Annotated in this window: 9 protein-coding genes; 6 read left to right on the top strand and 3 right to left on the bottom strand. The window is 47.9% G+C overall.

What is annotated here, in order from left to right; all coding sequences use genetic code 11:
* Positions 1-6: 6 nt before the first annotated feature.
* The 3 genes from V7Q13_RS00135 to V7Q13_RS00125 are packed head-to-tail and all read right to left on the bottom strand — an operon-like array spanning position 7 to position 5856.
* On the bottom strand, positions 7-1053 hold the full coding sequence (locus V7Q13_RS00135) for an IPT/TIG domain-containing protein (RefSeq protein ID WP_333798653.1): 1047 nt from the start codon (positions 1051-1053) through the stop codon (positions 7-9).
* 30 nt (positions 1054-1083) lie between these two features.
* A complete protein-coding gene (locus tag V7Q13_RS00130; protein WP_333798652.1) occupies positions 1084-2703 on the bottom strand; it encodes a RagB/SusD family nutrient uptake outer membrane protein in 1620 nt (539 codons plus the stop codon).
* A gap of 27 nt (positions 2704-2730) precedes the next feature.
* Entirely contained in the window at positions 2731-5856 is a 3126-nt protein-coding gene (locus V7Q13_RS00125) for a SusC/RagA family TonB-linked outer membrane protein (RefSeq protein WP_333798651.1), read from the bottom strand.
* 195 nt (positions 5857-6051) lie between these two features.
* Here V7Q13_RS00125 and V7Q13_RS00120 point away from each other — a divergent pair, with 195 nt between their 5' ends.
* From V7Q13_RS00120 to V7Q13_RS00095, 6 genes are all read left to right on the top strand, one after another.
* The gene (locus V7Q13_RS00120; RefSeq protein WP_333798650.1) at positions 6052-6936 is read left to right on the top strand and encodes an AraC family transcriptional regulator; all 885 of its coding nucleotides are present in this window, start codon (positions 6052-6054) and stop codon (positions 6934-6936) included.
* Entirely contained in the window at positions 6933-7619 is a 687-nt protein-coding gene (locus V7Q13_RS00115) for a GDSL-type esterase/lipase family protein (protein ID WP_333798649.1), read from the top strand. The genes V7Q13_RS00120 and V7Q13_RS00115 overlap by 4 nt, the downstream gene beginning before the upstream one ends.
* 21 nt (positions 7620-7640) lie before the next feature.
* Positions 7641-8714 carry a GDSL-type esterase/lipase family protein gene (locus tag V7Q13_RS00110; RefSeq protein ID WP_333798648.1) on the top strand — a complete coding sequence of 358 codons (1074 nt, stop codon included), beginning with the start codon at positions 7641-7643 and terminating at the stop codon, positions 8712-8714.
* 272 nt (positions 8715-8986) lie between these two features.
* Complete coding sequence (gene uraH / locus V7Q13_RS00105; protein WP_333798647.1) at positions 8987-9418, top strand: hydroxyisourate hydrolase; 432 nt, start codon at positions 8987-8989, stop codon at positions 9416-9418.
* Between the two features lie 327 nt (positions 9419-9745).
* On the top strand, positions 9746-17002 hold the full coding sequence (locus tag V7Q13_RS00100; protein WP_333798646.1) for a PKD domain-containing protein: 7257 nt from the start codon (positions 9746-9748) through the stop codon (positions 17000-17002).
* 12 nt (positions 17003-17014) lie between these two features.
* On the top strand, positions 17015-18052 hold the full coding sequence (locus V7Q13_RS00095) for a PorP/SprF family type IX secretion system membrane protein (protein WP_333798645.1): 1038 nt from the start codon (positions 17015-17017) through the stop codon (positions 18050-18052).
* Positions 18053-18142: the final 90 nt, after the last annotated feature.

Raw genomic sequence — 18142 nt, 5'->3', positions numbered from 1 at the left:
GTTATTTTAATACAAGCCAATATCATCTACATAAATCTGACGGGGGAAAGTGGCCGTTCCGCTAAACTCATTGAAAATAATCTGCGTAATGGTAGCCGGATTATTGAAGTTGGTAAACGGCAACTGATAATCTATCCATTCATTCGTTTTGGTAACCGTAATGGTGTAAGTAGCCGCTGTAGAACCGTTGAGGTAAATCCGCACTTTCTTGTTCAAAAAATTATCCGGCGCATACATCGAAAACTTCACTCCCTGATAGCCAGTAGTACTGAGTGCTGCTGTTTTCACCAAGCGTAAAAAAGACCAGGCAGCTTTATACTCAATCTTCAGGGCGTTGGTTCCTCTGCGTACAGGCGTCGTCACAGTAGCATCATAGGTTACATTGGCCGATGATGGGCTGTAAGTCCAGCCAGCGGGCAAGCCATCGGTAAACACTTCGTACTTAAACCCGAAGATTTTGGAAAATTGAACCGTACCACTGGGCGTCGTTACAGTAATATAAGCCGTCGTAATGCCAGCAGGAATTTTCACTTTGATTTCCTCTTTGGTATTGCTTACAATTTCGGCCGGCGTATCGCCAAACTTCACACTGGTAACACCACCAAAATAATAACCGCGGATGGTGATTTCCTGATTGGCAGCACCCGCCATCGGCTCTACAGACAATATCTCAGGAGCCGGTTGCAAAATGCGGAAATTGTAAGTAGCAGTCCCATACTTGGTAGTGACAGTGATAGGGTTATCGGCAGGTGCCGGCAGTGTGGGAGGAATCTTCACCGTCACCGATGTATCATCGGCATAGGTCAAGGAATCTGCAGCTAATACTCCACTAAAATCAACCTTGTACGTGGTGGCCAAATGCTGGCCTTTGATGATGATCCAATCGCCATAGTTGACAGATGTCTGCTGCACTTCACGATTGGTGAGGTACGTAACACCTGAGATTTCTGGTGGTGCGGCTGACGCATCCAGCTTGTCCTTATCGCAGGCATTCAATGCACTGAGCAGTAGCAGCGGCAACAGCCGGTAGAGGTTATGCAAATTGTTTTTCATAAATAAGAAGGTAGTGATGGATGAAGAAATTTACCAACCGGGATTGTTTTCTGTAATCATCGGATTGGAGTTCAGTTCAGCCTGCGGAATAGGCAGCAACAGATTGCGCAAACTCCGCACTTTGGAAATATTGTTTTGTCCTGCAGAAATTTTGTTCATTACCTGCAGGTAGATACCCCAACGCATTAGATCGAAGCGACGAACACCTTCGAGGGCAAATTCCCGGGCTCTTTCAGCAATCACAAAACTTCTGAATTGCTCCTGCGTCATACCGGCGGGTGCTTCTGTAGCGGCTGCACGGGTACGTACAGCATTCAACTGCTTGTAGGCTTCTGTTGTCGGGCCGCTATTGGCTTCATTCGCAGCTTCTGCATACGTAAGCAAAACTTCGGAATACCGCATCAGCGGATAATGCGCATCACTGTTGGCCACAGTGGGATCGTTCACATCGGCGTATTTGATAACATATGCCCTATTATCTGTTGTGCCATTGTTGTTGTAGGTTACACCATTTACAATACGGTACAAATCGGCCTGCCACGAAGGGTAGTAATACTTAGTGCCCGTGTTGGTTTCATAGTTGTGTGCTACACCATCCAATGCACGTTTGTCTTTGTCTTCGTAATCGGAATAATGGTTGTTGGTTACCCACACCGCACCACGGCCAAACGTAGAGTAAGCAGAAAAATAAATACTCAGGTTATTGACAAACTGGGTGCCTGCCTGCGATTGCAGCATCCACATATGTTCCTGCTTGTTGCGGCCCGCCTTGCTCCACAGTTCTTTCCAGCTGGTAAACAAACTGTATTCACCACTGCTGATTACTTCCATGGCTTTATCCCGTGCCAGTTCAAAATATTGTTTGGTATCGAGACCTTCTAAACCTGCCACCACATTTTTTGTATGCACATACACCGCATTGTCTTGACCACCACGCACCGATACCGTGCCCGATGCCACGCCACCCGATGCCATAGTGAGATACACTTTGGCCAGCAATCCCTTTGCCAATCCACGGGTGGCACGGCCGGGCTCACCAGCCTTGCTATGACCAACCGGGAACAACATCGTTTCGGCCAGCTTCAACTCATCAATAATTACCTGGTACACTTCTTTCACCGGTGTACGGGGCACAGCAGCATTCGCATCTGCCGACAATGATTTCAAACGTACCGGCACAGGCCCGTACAACTGCACCAGCTGAAAATAAGACCATGCCCGCAAGAAGTGGGCTTCACCCATAATGCGGGTTTTAATCTCGGGGTCTATTTGTGTTTCAATATTGGCCACATTTTCCAGCACGGTATTGGCACGGGCAATGATGCTGTAGCACCCCACCCATGGTCCGTTCACACCCCAATAACCTTGCGGGTTGCCGGCGCCACTGGTACCCAAAAACCAGTCTACACCAGATACATGATCGTCATCCAACACCGTAAGATTCCAAAACGGCTGTAGATACATATCATAGGTGTATAGAGCGTTGTACACCCCATTGATGGCGGTTTTAGCGTCGCTTTCATTTTTGTAAAAGTTTTCCGGCGACAAAAACGAAAACGGTTTTTCTTCCAGCTCTTTGCTACAGGCGCTGAGCAACAACATGCCCGTGAGTGCAGCCAGTATCGTTTTTATTTGTATACTCTTTTTCATTCCTCTTTCTTTTTTTGACGTGCACAATTAGAAGCCGCAACGAATGGTCAAATTGTAGGTTCTGGCATTGGGATAACCACCCAGGTCTACACCAAACAAAGCAGGATTATCACCATAGCTGTTCACTTCCGGATCAAAACCTGTGTACTTCGTAAATGTGTACAGGTTATTAACGCTGGCTACCACCCGGATGGAGTTGATACCCTTCACCAGCTTCTTGGGCAACGTGTAGCCCAATGCTACATTCTTGATGCGGACAAAACTGCCATCTTCAATAAAACGGCGGGAGAACAACAGTGTACGCCAAAACTGACGGATGGCCTTGGGTTCAGTAGCCATGCTGTTGTCTTTGCCCTGCGTCCACGCACCAGCCAGCATCTCTTCGCTGATGTTTTTAGACGAACCGATATTGCCATTGAACACTTTGTTCATGTTCACCACGTCATTGCCCTGCACCCCATTGATAAAAATGCTGAGGTCGAAATTTTTGTAGCTGAAGTTGTTGATGAAACCAAAAGTGTAATCGGGGTTTACATCACCAATCACCATTCTATCAGTGGCCGCAATGGAAGTAGGATCATTGTCGAGGTTCAGATATTTCACTTCACCAATCATACGGCGTATGATGGCCCAGGGCTGATTCACATACACCATCGAATTACGCACTTCTGCTTCGTTGTCGTAATAGCCGTCTTCCACATAGCCATACAAAGCACCAATGGGCTGACCCGCTACCTGAATAAACGGTGCATCACGGGTAGAAATATTGCTGGCAAATTGCTCCTTCACATCGCCACCCAAACTCAGGATTTTATTGCGGTTGAAAGCAATATTGGCATTGGCTTTCCACTGAAAGTTTTTGTTTTTTACAATCAAACCTTCTACCGACAACTCAAGGCCTTTGTTTTCTACAGAACCAGAGTTGCGCAGCTGGCGTTGAAAACCTGTAGAAGCCGGCGTGGTGATGTATTGCAGCAAATCATCTGTTCTTTTTACATACGCATCGGCATGCAACTGCAGGCGGTTGTTGAACAAGCCCAAATCGATTCCGGCATTGTACGCAGTAGTGGTTTCCCACTTCAATCCGGGGTTCGCAGGACCGGCATACACGTCATCGGCCAATCCGGTTTGTGTAGTACCGTTGAATGTGTAGTTGTACACTGCCAACTTCGACAGCGAAGCATAAGAACCAATACCCTGATTGCCGGTTTGACCATAGCTCAACCGCATGGTGAGGTTAGAAATTGCTTTTGATTTTTGTAACCAGTTTTCCTGATGCAACTTCCACGCTACTGCAGCAGACGGGAAACCAGACCACTTGTTGTTTTTACCAAACTTGCTGGAACCATCCTGCCGGTATGAAAGCGTTAGCAACAGTTTGTCTTTGTAGGTATAATTGATACGGCCCAAAAATGAAATCAGTGTAGACTGATACTTGTTGGTAATGATGGGCAACACCTGCTCAGCAGATTGCATGTTTTCATTTTGCAACAAATCGTTGGGGAAAGTTTTCGCTTCCGCTCTTTTTGATTGACCATTGGTTCTTTCAAATGTAGACGCACCCATTACATTAATGCTGTGATTGTCTAGTTTCTTGTTGAAAGTCAGGATGCTTTCCGACACCATGCTGGTCCAGATATTATCCGCCTTCAATGCCGAACCTTTTACGCTAAATCCTTCAAACACAGTCCGGGGATAATACTGATCTCGGGTGTTGGCACCGTAGTTAAAACCCAGGTTCTGCCGAAACTTGAAGTCTTTCAAAAAACTGACTTCAGCATAGTTGGAAGAAAAGATGGTGTAACCCGTCACCCGGTTGAGTACATCTCTTGAATAAATAACGGGGTTCGTAATGAAGAAGCCTTCACCGGTACCATCAAATTCTTCTTCTTGCTGAATGGTAGGCGGATAAGTAAGTGCAGAACGAATAACGCCGGCACTGGCCGCATCCGATTTATCTGTACCGGTTTTTACACCATTGGTTCGAGAGTTGGCAATAGACGTACTGGTGCCCACTTTCACAAATTTGCCTACGTTTCGATGCAGGTTGGCATTTAAACCAATCTTTCTGAAATCAGATTGAATGATTGTACCCTCCTGATTGAGGTATTGAAAAGACAAACTGTGGCTGCCAGACTCTGTAGCACCCGATACATTCAATGCATACTGCTGCGAAAACCCTTTTCTGAAAATGGCATCCTGCCAGTTGTTCTTGTCGCTACCCAACGAATCAATTTGCTCGGGTGAGTAAGGAATGTTGTACGAAGTGCCATCATAATAGTTGGCATTTTCGTACGAGAGATTTTGATAGCGGGCAAAGTCTTGTGGCGACAGCATCGGTAGCTTGCGGCTTACTTCTGCCATGCCCAAATTCACCGTGAGTTCTACACGGTCTTTGCCCAGCCTGCCCTTGCGGGTGGTAATGAGCACCACACCATTGGCACCACGAGAACCGTAGATAGCCGTTGCCGAAGCATCTTTCAAAATGTCGATGGATTCAATATCGTTGGGGTTAAGAAAGGCCAACACATTCAGCGTTTGCTTTTCATCTTCACCTATAGATGCAGGTGTGCCACCACTGTTGCTGTTGTTGAACGGCACACCGTCTATCACATACAAGGGTTCAGTACCACCTAAAAAAGAATTGGAACCACGCACCCGAATGCTGAGGCCGGCACCTGGTGCACCATCATTTTGTGTCACGTTTACACCGGCCAGCTTTCCCTGCATGGCTTGTAAAATATTAGTAGGGTTGTCCCGCAACAAATCTTCTCTGGTAAGGCGTTGCACCGCACCGGTAGCATCCGTTTTACGAACACTACCATAACCAATCACCACCACATCACCCAAAGCACTGGCCTGCGTTTTCAATTGCACGGTTACATTTGTTTTTCCCTGAATAGGCAGCTCCACCGTTTCCATGCCCACATACGACACCAGCAATATTTTGCCCGTGGCCGGCACTTCAATCGTAAACGCACCCTTGGCATCGGTGAGGGTTGAAATGGCTATTTGCTTTACCGAAACGGTAGCACCACTCAATGCAGCGCCTTGTTCGTCAGTAACCTTACCGGTTACTTTTCTTATTTGCGCCTGAGCTTCGTATAGCACGAAAAGACACAGCAGCAAACAACACGACATGAATTTTCTCATACAGCAAGATTGTTTGTTCAAATGTAGATTTCGAATGAACCTATTAAATAGTACTATTTTATCCAATAATTGTACTTTTCTGAAAATCAGCATCAATCTCATCGCAATTATCTTACTTCACACACTGTAATAACAGCCTAATTCAAGCTCATTCCGTCAGGTTGATGTAGCATTCAAAAATGATATTATTTTATCATGGCCAATCAACGAAACATCCTGAAAGAAATTACTCCGCTTACGGCAAGCGACTGCTTTACCATTTTCGAACGTACCAAAACCGAGTTCGATTTTCCCCTGCACTATCATGAAGAATATGAACTCAACTGCATCTTAAATGCAAAAGGAGCCAAACGCGTCATTGGCGATCATATTGAAGTGATTGACCAGGCGGAGTTGGTATTGGTGGGCCCTAACCTGCCGCATGTTTGGAAAACACATCAATGCAAAAGCCGTGATATACAAGAAATCACCATTCAGTTTCACAAAGACTTGTTTGACGACAAAATGCTGCGACGCAATCAACTGCATTTTATCCGCGACATGTTCGACAAATCCACACGGGGCATTCTCTTTTCCAAATCTACCATTCAGCAAATCAGTCCACGGCTGAAACAACTGCGCACCAAACAAGGGTTTGATTCGGTGCTCGAACTCATGTCCATTTTACACGACCTCTCCATTTCCAGAAACATGCGCATTTTATCCAATGGCAGTTTCAACAATGTACAAAGCAGCTACACCAGCCGCCGCGTAGAAAAAGTGATGGAGTACATGAAGCAAAATTTTGACAAACCCATAGCCCTCGCTGATGCCGCCAAACTAGCCAACATGACACAGGTTTCTTTCAGCCGCTTCTTCAAATCTCACACCGGCATCAGCTTTATGGACAACCTGCTCGAAATACGACTGGGCCATGCCTCAAGATTACTAATAGATACGCATCAGCCCGTTGCTGAAGTAGCTTATCACTGCGGCTTCAACAACATATCCAATTTCAACCGCCTGTTCCGCAAAAAGAAAAACTGCACCCCAAAAGAATTCCGTGAAAATTACAGTTACGAAAAACGTGTGTTTATATGAGAAAGACATTAGTACAATGCAATTGGATATTACCAGCCCTCTGCATGCTGCTGGCCACAAAAACCTATACCACACATGCACAAACCGCCGCACCATTTGCCAATGAAATTGCGTGGTTTAAAAAACAGGATTCTATCAAACCTACACCACGCAAACCCATCCTTTTTATTGGCAGCTCCAGCTTTACCAACTGGAAAGATGTGCAGGATTATTTCCCGGGCTATCCCATTCTCAACCGCGGCTTTGGCGGTTCTTCGCTGCCGCACTTACTGCTCTATGCCGATGAGATTATTTTTCCATACAATCCCAAACAAATTGTGATTTACTGCGGTGAAAATGACTTTGGTGGCGGCCCACACATTACTGCCGACAGCATCCTTACTCGCTTCAAAAGATTACACGATTACATCCGCAGCAAAATGCCCAAAGTGCCCATTGTTTACATCTCCATGAAGCCCAGTCCCTTTCGGCAAAAAGTACTCCCGCAAATGCAAGCCGCCAACGAGCTCATCAAAGCCTTTGCCAACCGCACCAAAAGGCTCGAATACATTGATGTGTACAGCCACATGCTCAACGCAGATGGCAGTATTAGGGAAGACATTTTTCTGTCGGACAAATTACACATGAACAAACAGGGCTATGCCATCTGGCAACCACTCATCGCCCCTTATTTACGTCGATAATTGTTGTTATATCAGTACATCATGATTCATCGTTTTTTATGGAGCAGCATGCTGTGTATGGGCATGCTCACTGTTGTAGCTCAAAAGAATGTCAGCAAGCTCTATGCAGCCAATCATCCAAACATCCGCATCACCGGAAGAGTGAGTGATGAACAACCGCAACAGCCTCGTTTTTGGGCACCGGGTGTGTATATTGAATTGGCATTTCGTGGTGATACCTGCACCGTGCTGCTGGGCGACGAAATGAAATGGGGCACCAGTCACAACTGTGTGGAAATACAGGTAGACAATGAACCCTCATACAAAGTATGGCTCAAAGAAAAAGATAACGTACTACGCATTACAGCCAGCAAGAAACAACCTGCACACCGTGTAATCATCACCAAAAACACAGAAGCAGAAATGGGCTACCTCGAACTTCGGGGTATTCGCTGCAACAAACTGCTCCCCTTGCCCAAAGCCCCCACTCGCCGCATCGAATTGTATGGCAACTCCATTACCTGCGGCTCCGGCATGGACATGCAAAACATACCCTGCAATACTGGTCAATGGTACGACCAACACCGGGCCTACATGGCATACGGACCGCTTACGGCAAGAAAATTGAACGCCCAATGGCAACTCTCATCCGTGTCTGGCATTGGGCTCATACACAGCTGCTGTAATAAAACAACCGTTATGCCGCAGGTGTACGACAAAATCAACATGACAGACAACGCCCTGCCATGGAGCTTTAGCCGCTACCAGCCCGATGTGGTAACCATTTGCCTCGGTCAAAACGATGGCATTCAAGATTCTCTTGCCTTTACCAACGCCTACCTACAACTGCTGCAACAAATGCAACAGCATTACCCCAAGGCTACATTTATTTTACTCAATAGCCCAATGGCGCATGCAGAACTCAACACTGTATTGCAACGCTACATACTGGCGGTGGTGCAGCAAAGCCGGCAACTGGGCATCAGCCGCATCACCCATTACTTCTATCGCCAGCGCTATGCCAGCGGCTGCGATAGCCACCCTACCATGGCAGAGCATGCACAAATGGCCGAAGAATTGAGTGCATTTGTAGCACAAACAATGGGCTGGAAATAAACAGGCGAAACAACTTACAGTAGCTATCAAAGGCCAGATAAAAAAACGATCAACTGCAGTGGCTAAAACTTAATCATTAGCCACAAGCCCTGCAGCTACAGTAAATTATTTGCAAAAAAGTATTGCTTCTTACAACTCATTTGCACAAGTTGGTTTGGCAAATACCGGGAATAAAGAAGAAATGTCTTTTAACAAATCCTACCACTTGCCAGTCATTCATTCGGTGTCCAATAGCAGTCTTAGTATTCAGAAATCCATAAAAAAATGACACCATGTACAACAGAATCTTTTCCAATCAGCTCCGTTTTTTTATACTCACCTGCTGTTGCTTTGCACTCTCCTTTCAGGGTATAGCACAGGAAAAAACCTACCAGTTATCGAGTCATATTCTGGACATCTCGACCGGCAAACCAGCGGCAGGTGTTACCATTACCCTTTCTAAAAAAGAGAACAATGATCAATGGAAAATCATTGACGAAAAAAAAACAGATGCCAATGGGCGGATTAAAGATTTTCTACCGCAAACGAGCAATAATCTTGGTATTTACAAACTCACCTTTCACACCAAACCTTACTTTAAGCAACTTGGTCAACAGTCATTTTATCCCTTCATTGAAGTAGTGTTTGAACTGGCAGACAATGAACATTATCACGTTCCTATTACCCTCTCAGCTTACGGTTATGCCACCTACCGGGGTAATTAATGGTGGGTATCATCTTGAGCCTTCCATCAACAGTCATCACACAAACATGATCAGCAGTTCAAAAGCCAGAAGCAAGTAAACACGAAAGATTATTTACCAAATCTCAAAAAGACCAATGCGAACATACGCATTGGTGTTTTTTTATAGCGGTAAAAGTCAGCCCGTGTATTCTTATTCGCCAGTAAATGTTTATTTTAACCCATTGATTAAAAAAACAAGCAAATAGCCCTGAAATACCAGCTACGGTGACCATAAAAACACTTGCAGTCATTTAGGCGCAGTTTTTGTTTCAAGCTTCCTTACAACCTCAACAAACGCTGTTTCGGCATGCTGCTAACCTTTGTATTCTCTTCAATACTACCCCCACTGCGGACATCTGTGCTGATATGTATTTTGGTGTGCTATGTAAGCACCGCCTTCGCACAGCCCCCCGGCCCGGCCGATACCATCCGCAGTAGCTTTGGCTTTGCCCTGTGCCCCGGCACCAGCACCCAACTCAGCCTCAACCTGCCCAATGGACCTGCCAACCCGGGCTACTTATGGCAAAGCGCCGCAACACTTGCCGGGCCTTGGACAACAGTTAGCTCGATAGCCACGGCCACGGTAAGTACGCCACAGTGGTACAGAGTCTCGCTTATCATCGGCGGAAATCCAATTCCTTACGATACCATTCAAATCACCCAATTACCCAAAACAACACCCGACTTTACTTTTTCACCTGCTGGCAGTTGTGCCAGTGTGCCCGTCTTTTTTACCAATACCACGCCGGGTAGCGGCAATACCTATGCATGGAGTTTTGGCGACCCCAATTCGGGTGGCAACAACAGCAGCAACGCCACCAACCCCAGTCACCGCTTTGTGGGCACTGTAGGCAATAGCACTCAAAATTTTCCCGTAAAACTGGTGGTCACCAACAGCAATGGTTGTAAAGATTCGGTTACCAAAACAGTGAATATGTTGGAAACACCGGGAACTCAGTTAGGAGGTACTGGGAATAGACAATATCAAGGTAAAACCTATTTTGCAATATGCACCAACAATTCCGGAACAATCAGTGTAACGAATCAATCTACGACCAACAATACAAACTACAAAATCATCTGGGGTGATAATTCAACCGACTTTACTAGTAATTCTTTTGCAACCACTTCTCATCTATATGCCGTTGGTATCTACAATTTGAAGTTTATTGTTACTGGACAAAATGGTTGCGTTGACACAACAGATTATGGAGTTTTTGTAGGAAGTAATCCAGCGGTAGGATTAGGCAATCCTGGTAACACATCAATTTGTACTGGCAGTTCTCTGACTTTCCCAATCTTTAATACAAGCCAAAACACACCAGGCACAATATATACGGTCACTTTCAATGATGGCAGCAATAGTCAAACTTTTCCTCACCCTGCACCAGCTAGCATTACACACTTATTTACTAAAACCTCCTGCGGCACCACCAGCGGACAGTTTGCTAATTCTTTTTCGGCTTCCATTACAGCATCTAATCCTTGTTTTCAATCATCCGCTACCGTTGAACCTATTAGTGTATCAGACAGACCCCAACCAGATATTGAAGTTTTACCAAAAGACACCGTTTGTGTTGGTGTAGTACAAATAAGAGCCAGATTAGGATCTGGCAAATATGTAAACGGAAGTAATTGTGATAATGGAAAAGTAATATGGAAAATTGCTCCGGCAACTGGATTTACTATTTCGGCTGGTTCTCGGGGGAATGATTTCGGTCAAAATGATCCCGATTTATGGCAAAGTGGAACAGAGAATATTTCTGTTAACTTCAATACACCTGGTATCTATCAAATTACCTTACGTATCGGAAACCCTGTTTGTGGATTTAAGGATACCGTAAAAACCATCTGCGTAAATCCAACACCCGTTGCAGCCATGAGCCTCGACCAAACCGAAGGCTGTGCCCCCATGGTAGTAAACGCCAGCAGCGTGGGCAATCAACCGCTCTGCGGTGTGATTGGCTACAACTGGACGGTGAGCTATGCTTCGGTAGCTGGCTGTGTGCCAAGCGGCAGTAATTATAGCTTGCTCAACGGCACCACGCTTACCAGTGCAGCGCCGCGGTTTCAGTTCAATAATCCGGGCCGCTATCGCATAACCCTCACCACCAATTTTGGCAATGGCGCTTGTACATCTGCGCCTGTTTTCATGGATGTACTGGTAAAAGCGAAACCTGCTGCCACGCTGGCTTTCAGCAATCCCATTTGCCAAAATCAAAGCATTACGCCTACCGCCATTACCAACCTTTGTACGTCAACCAATCCTGCCACCTATGCCTGGAGTTTTCCCGGCGGCAATCCCACAGGTTCTACACTTGCCTCACCGGGCAATGTCATCTACAATACACCCGGAAATTATACCGTAAGCCTTGCTGTAACCAATGATTGCGGCACTACAACTGTCAGCAATCCGTTGACCGTGAATCCTGCCCCGGATGTAACCGTTCCTGCCAACGTAGTGGTTTGTGCCGGGCAAACGGTGGGTCCGTTTACTTTTAGCAGTACGCTTGCCGGCACCAGTTTTACCTGGACCAACAACAACAGCAGCATTGGCTTGGCCGCCAATGGCAATGGAAACATCGGCAGTTTTACAGCCATCAACAACGGCACTGCGCCTGTAACTGCCACCGTAACCGTTAGGCCGGTCAATACTTGCAACGGCCCAACACAATCTTTTACCATCACCGTCAATCCACGTCCGTTAGCACCGGTTGTCAGCAACCTCAATTATTGTGTGGGTGATGCCGCCACGCCATTAACAGCAACTGCTCTCAATGGCCACAGCCTCAATTGGTATACAGTAGCAACAGGTGGTACCGCATTGGGCACAGCCCCAACACCCACCACATCAGCACCGGGTACTTTCACCTGGTGGGTAAGCCAAACCAACAGCGCCAACGGCTGCGAAGGCCCGAGATCTTCCATCACCGTCACCGTACGCATGGTGCCGGTCATTACCATTACCAGCAGCAACCCCACCACTTGTGGCTCATCCACAGGCAGCATCACGATTAACGGATTGACGCCACTCACTAGCTATACGGTTTCCTACACCCGCAACGGTGCTCCCGTTAGCACCAATACATCATCCGATGTATCAGGACGCATTGTACTCAACCTGCTCAATGCAGCCGTGTACGACCAAATTCGGGTAGCCACCGGCGGCTTCTGTCCTTCCTTGCCGCAAGGCCCCATATCCCTCAGCGATCCTAATCCACCAGCAGTACCCGTAGCAGCCAACAATGGCCCGGTTTGCTCAGGCAACAACCTCAACCTCACTGCCATTTCATCTACTACGGGTGTAACATACAACTGGAGCGGCCCGGCCGGCTTTAGCAGCAATCAGCAAAACCTGGTCATCAACAATGCACAACTCAACCGTGCCGGTACTTATAGTGTTACGGCCATTCTCAATGGTTGCGTTTCTGCAGCAGCAAGCACAACAGTCGTCATCAATCAAACACCTGTACTCACAGCTGCTGCCAATAGCCCGGTGTGTGAAAACGGCACCATCCAACTCAATGGCACTGTGGCACCTACAGGTGGCATTGTGGTTTGGAGCGGCCCCAACGGGTTTAATGCCACCGGTCTCAACGCCAGCATTGCCAATGCTTCGCTGGCAGCCAGCGGCACCTATACTCTTACGAGTTCTTTAAACGGATGCCCGGCCACTCCCGCAACGGTCAACGTATTGGTGCGGCCAACACCTGGCATCACCAACACCGTTGTTACACAGCCCACCAGCTGTACCGTGGCCGATGGCAGCATTACCCTGCAAGGGTTGATCGCTTCCACTACTTATCAGGTCAACTATACTTTCAACGGCAATCCGCAAACCCGCAACCTTACCGCCAACGCCAGTGGCCATGTGGTCATCAGCGGATTGGCACCCGGCAACTATACCAACATTCGGGTAACACTCAATGGTTGTGTGTCGAACAATGCGAATGATGCAACACTCGTAGCCCCCAACCCGCCACCGACGCCTGTAGCGGCCAACAATGGCCCCGTATGTACCGGCAGCAACCTGCAACTATCTGCCACGAGCACAGCTACGGGCATCACCTACAGCTGGACAGGTCCCAATGGTTTCAGCAGCAATCAGCAAAATCCGGTACTGAGCAACGTAACCACCAACAACGCTGGTATCTACACCGTTACCATTACACAAAACGGTTGTGTATCTGCCCCGGCTACCACCTCCGTTGTGATTCAGGCTGCTGTGAGCAACAATACCATTGCGGCCAATCAAAACATTTGCATCAACACTACACCAGCGCAGCTTACGGGTAGCACACCTGCAGGTGGTGGCGGTACCATGCTGTATGCCTGGGAAATGAGTACCGATGGCGGCAACAGCTGGCAAACCATCCCCGGCGCCAACAGCATTAATTACCAACCGGGCGTATTAACGCAAACCACCCGCTACCGCAGAGTTGTCACCACATCGCTGTGTGCAGGCCCGCAAAGCAGCAACAGCAATACAATAACCGTTACAGTCAACCCCAATGCAGTGGCCGTGTTGAATGCCAACCAAACATTGGGTTGTGCTCCATTCATCTTAACGCCCAACAACATTTCGGTGCAGCACTTTGCTACCCGCAATGGCAGCTATCGCTGGTATGTCAACAATGTATTGATTGGAAGCAGCCAAAGCTTCCCCGGCTATACCATCAGCGGCAGCGGACAAACCGTCACTATCAAAGTAGTAGCACAGAGTTTGTTTGGTTGCTTGTCTGATTCCGCAACTGTTAACATATCAACCTTTGCCGGCCCTACACCGTCATTTACCCTGAGTGATACCGTGGGTTGCGGGCCGTTCGATATTACCATCAACAACACAACGGCCAACAGCAGCGCCTTTACCTACCGCTGGGATTTTGGCAACGGACAAACCAGCACCGCTGCACAGCCGGGCACCATTCGCTTTGCCATCAACCCCAACCGTGGGGATACCGTGTACACCGTTACACTCAAAGCCACTGCCGGTTGTGATACCATCGTGGCCACACAAAAAATCAGGGTTCGTGCAAGACCAAGAGCATTGTTTACACCCGACAAAAGCATTGGCTGCAGCCCTATGACCGTTACATTCAACAACAACAGCGCCGGCAGCAATGCCAGTTTCATTTGGGATTTTGGTGATGGCTCACCACGCATTTCCAGCAATGCGCCAAGCCTTTCGCATACGTTTACCACAGGTGTGCTCGATACCTTCTTTGTTCGCCTCTTTGCCAGCAACGATTGCGGCACCGACACAGCCACTTTTGCCATTGTGGTCAATCCCAACCGCATCCGCCTCGACATGGCCGTGAATGGCAATGAACTCTTTGGTTGTGTGCAACACACCGTTCGGTTCATCAACAACACCACTGGTGCCAACCGCTTTGTATGGAATTTTGGTGATGGCTCTCCCATCCTCACCAGCACCAAAGGGTTTGATACGCTGGTGCATGTGTACACCCAGCCGGGTACCTATACAGTTACGCTTGATGCCAGCAATGGTTGTAGTGATACCAGCACTACCGAAACCATTACCGTGGTGCAAGGACCCACCGTTTCCTTCACCGCAATGCCTGCACAAATCTGCATTGGTGATTCTGTAAGCATCACCAACACCAGCACCGAATCGCTGGCATGGGCCTGGAGCTTTGGCGATGGCAGCAGCAGTAGCCTGCGCAATCCGGGTAAGCATTTGTACACGCAGGCAGGCAACTACCGCATTGTATTGCGTGGCACCAAAATTTTCCCGCAGGGTTTTGGCTGTACCGATAGTGCAGTAGCCAACATACAAGTGCAGGCGCCTACGGGCAGCTTCCAATACCGCAGTGGTTATTACTGCCAAAACCAAAGCATACAACTGGAAGTACTCAACAGCAATGGCAACAGGTATATCTTCTATCCCGGCAATGGCGATAGCATCATCAGCAATGCCAGCAACGTTACCTATCGCTATACTGCTCCCGGCAGGTATGTTCCTTCGGTAAAAGTGTTTGCCGGCAATTGTACCATATTACTGCCCGGAACCGATACAGTGTTTGTTGACCGTATCAAAGCCGGCTTCCGCTACAGCATCAATCAAAGCTGTGGCAGCACTACAATAAGCTTTACTGATACCAGCAGTGTATTTCTCGGCCGTGCACAAATCAGCTGGCGCTTTGGCGATGGCAGTACAGCCTCTTCCCCAACCGTCAACAAAACATTCCTGCAGGCGGGCACCTATCGGGTAGTAATGCGCATTACGGGCATCAGTGGTTGCGAAGACTCTGCCCTGCAAGTCATAGATGTGCCTGTACAACAGGTGCCTTCCATTGCCATACAAGGCGATAGCACCGCTTGTATCGGACAGCCATTTATGCTGCAAGCGATGAGCAATACTGTAGGTAATATTCAATACAACTGGAACTTTGGCAACAACCAGCAAGCTACCGGCAGCACTGCCAGCACCCGCTATTTTACTGCAGGTACCGCTACAATCCGCATGATTGGCCGTACCGATTTTGGCTGCGCCGATACGGTGTACAAAACCATCCGCATCAACCCCACACCTGTAGTGGTAGCCAGCAACGATGCGAAAATTTGTTTGGGACAGAGTACGACGCTGCAAGTTCGGGGTGCCAACAGTTATACCTGGAGTCCGCAGCAATCGCTGAGTTGTAATGATTGCAGCAGCACCGTTGCTTCGCCCACACAAACCACGGCCTATGTGGTGACTGGCAGCAATGCTTTTGGTTGCAGCAATACAGACACCGTGCTGGTAACGGTGGTACAACCTTTCCAGGTAAGTGTATCGCCCAATGATACCATTTGCTTCCCGCAAAATGAATCGGCCCAACTGTTTGCCACTGGTGCCAAGCGTTATGTTTGGTCGCCTGCTGTGGGTTTGAATGCGAGCAATATTCCCAACCCCATTGCACGGCCAGCCAGCACCACTGCATACACCGTGATTGGTTATGATGACGACAATTGCTTTACCGATACTGCTTTTGTAACAGTAGCGGTGGGCTACCTGCCCACACTGGAAGTGGGCACAGGTAGTCTTGTTGTTGCAGGTACTGCGGTTACCCACAATCCCATCATTACCAACGGGCCCATAAAGCGCTATACCTGGACACCAAACAAAGACCTGAGTTGCAATAACTGCCCCAATCCGGTGGCCACCATCAACAACAATATTTTGTATCGCCTCAGCATTGAAAACATTTACGGCTGTTTGGCAACAGACACGATTAGCTACACGGTTCAGTGCAAGCAAAACGAACAAGTGTATGTACCCAATGCGTTCAGCCCCGATGGTGATGGGGTGAATGATGTATTGATGGTACGGGGCAAAGGCCTGAGCATGGTGAAATCCTTCATCATTTTCAACCGCTGGGGACAGGTGGTGTTTGAAGCGCAAAATTTTGCTGCCAACGATCCTACCGCAGGTTGGAATGGCATCATGAAAAACACGGGTAAAAAAGCAGCGCAGGATGTGTATGTGTATCGGGTGGAAACCATTTGCACAGCAGGCGGCACTTTTACCCAAACCGGAAACGTTACCTTATTTTACATGCAATAACAGCAGCCACACATGCGTACACTTTTCATACGACTACTGATGCTGCCACTGCTGTTGGCATCGGCGCCACTGCTGGGGCAAGACATTCACTTTACCCAATTGTACGAATCGCCGTTTTTGCGCAATCCTTCGCTGGCGGGCATTTACAACGGGCAGCTGCGGGCATCGGCTGTGTTTCGCAACCAATGGCAAAGTGTAACGGTGCCGTACAAAACCATGGGTGCTGCGGTAGAATACAAACTCAATGGTTTGTGTGAAGATGATTTAGAAAACATCAACCTGGGCATACAGGTAATGCGGGATGAAGCCGGCGACAGCAAACTGCAACGGACGCAGCTACAGGCAGCCATCAGCTACCGCCGCAAACTCAGCAACCAACTCTACATAGCCGGCGGTTTTTTGGCGGGGCCGGTAAGCAGCAGCTTCGATCCTCGTGGCTTGAAATGGGACGATCAATTTGTCAATGGTGTGTTCGACCCAACACAACCAACACGGCAACCCATCATCAACTCTGGCAGAAATTATTTCGATTTGAGTGCCGGGCTTTCGCTCAATGGTGGTAACCAGTACGCATCTATGCAATGGTATACAGGTGTGGCTTTGCACCACATCAACAAACCATCCGTTGGCTTTGGTGCTGCCAACAGTATTGATAGCAAACTGCCCATGAAACTCACCCTGAGTGGCGGCTTGGCTACAGCCATCAATGATATGGATGACCGCATTATTTTTCATGCCGATGTGATTTGGCAGCAGCCACACAACGAAGTACTCATCAGTACCCTGTATAAAAAATGGCTGTACAACGAAACCGGCGAAAGCGACCAGGGCGTAAGCCTTACCATGGGTGCCATTTATCGTTGGGCCGATGCGATTTGCCCCGTCATAAAACTCAACTTCAATCAGTGGAGTGTGGGGGCCAGTTATGATGCCAATATTTCAAAGCTCACCGTGGCTTCACAATTGCGGGGAGGCTTCGAATTTACTTTGCTCTACCGCATCATGGGTGGCGCCAGAGATTGCGTTCGTACGGGTTGCAAATTTGATTAGCGCTTCCAGGCATTAAACCACCAAGACACAAGGATTGCACGATGAACACAATGTCAATTAACTCGAAAATACTTTGTGCCCTTTGCGCCT

This window comes from Phnomibacter sp., from assembly GCF_036803085.1.
In the GTDB taxonomy this organism is placed as follows: domain Bacteria; phylum Bacteroidota; class Bacteroidia; order Chitinophagales; family Chitinophagaceae; genus Phnomibacter.
This window is presented reverse-complemented; position numbering and strand designations above follow the sequence as displayed.

What these genes read in the sequence shown, in the direction of transcription:
- V7Q13_RS00115 (WP_333798649.1), top strand. Translation starts at nt 6,933, where the DNA reads ATGAGAAAGACATTAGTACAATGCAATTGGATATTACCAGCCCTCTGC.
- V7Q13_RS00130 (WP_333798652.1), bottom strand. Translation starts at nt 2,703, where the DNA reads ATGAAAAAGAGTATACAAATAAAAACGATACTGGCTGCACTCACGGGC.
- uraH (WP_333798647.1), top strand. Translation starts at nt 8,987, where the DNA reads ATGTACAACAGAATCTTTTCCAATCAGCTCCGTTTTTTTATACTCACC.
- V7Q13_RS00095 (WP_333798645.1), top strand. Translation starts at nt 17,015, where the DNA reads ATGCGTACACTTTTCATACGACTACTGATGCTGCCACTGCTGTTGGCA.
- V7Q13_RS00100 (WP_333798646.1), top strand. Translation starts at nt 9,746, where the DNA reads ATGCTGCTAACCTTTGTATTCTCTTCAATACTACCCCCACTGCGGACA.
- V7Q13_RS00120 (WP_333798650.1), top strand. Translation starts at nt 6,052, where the DNA reads ATGGCCAATCAACGAAACATCCTGAAAGAAATTACTCCGCTTACGGCA.
- V7Q13_RS00110 (WP_333798648.1), top strand. Translation starts at nt 7,641, where the DNA reads ATGATTCATCGTTTTTTATGGAGCAGCATGCTGTGTATGGGCATGCTC.
- V7Q13_RS00125 (WP_333798651.1), bottom strand. Translation starts at nt 5,856, where the DNA reads ATGAGAAAATTCATGTCGTGTTGTTTGCTGCTGTGTCTTTTCGTGCTA.
- V7Q13_RS00135 (WP_333798653.1), bottom strand. Translation starts at nt 1,053, where the DNA reads ATGAAAAACAATTTGCATAACCTCTACCGGCTGTTGCCGCTGCTACTG.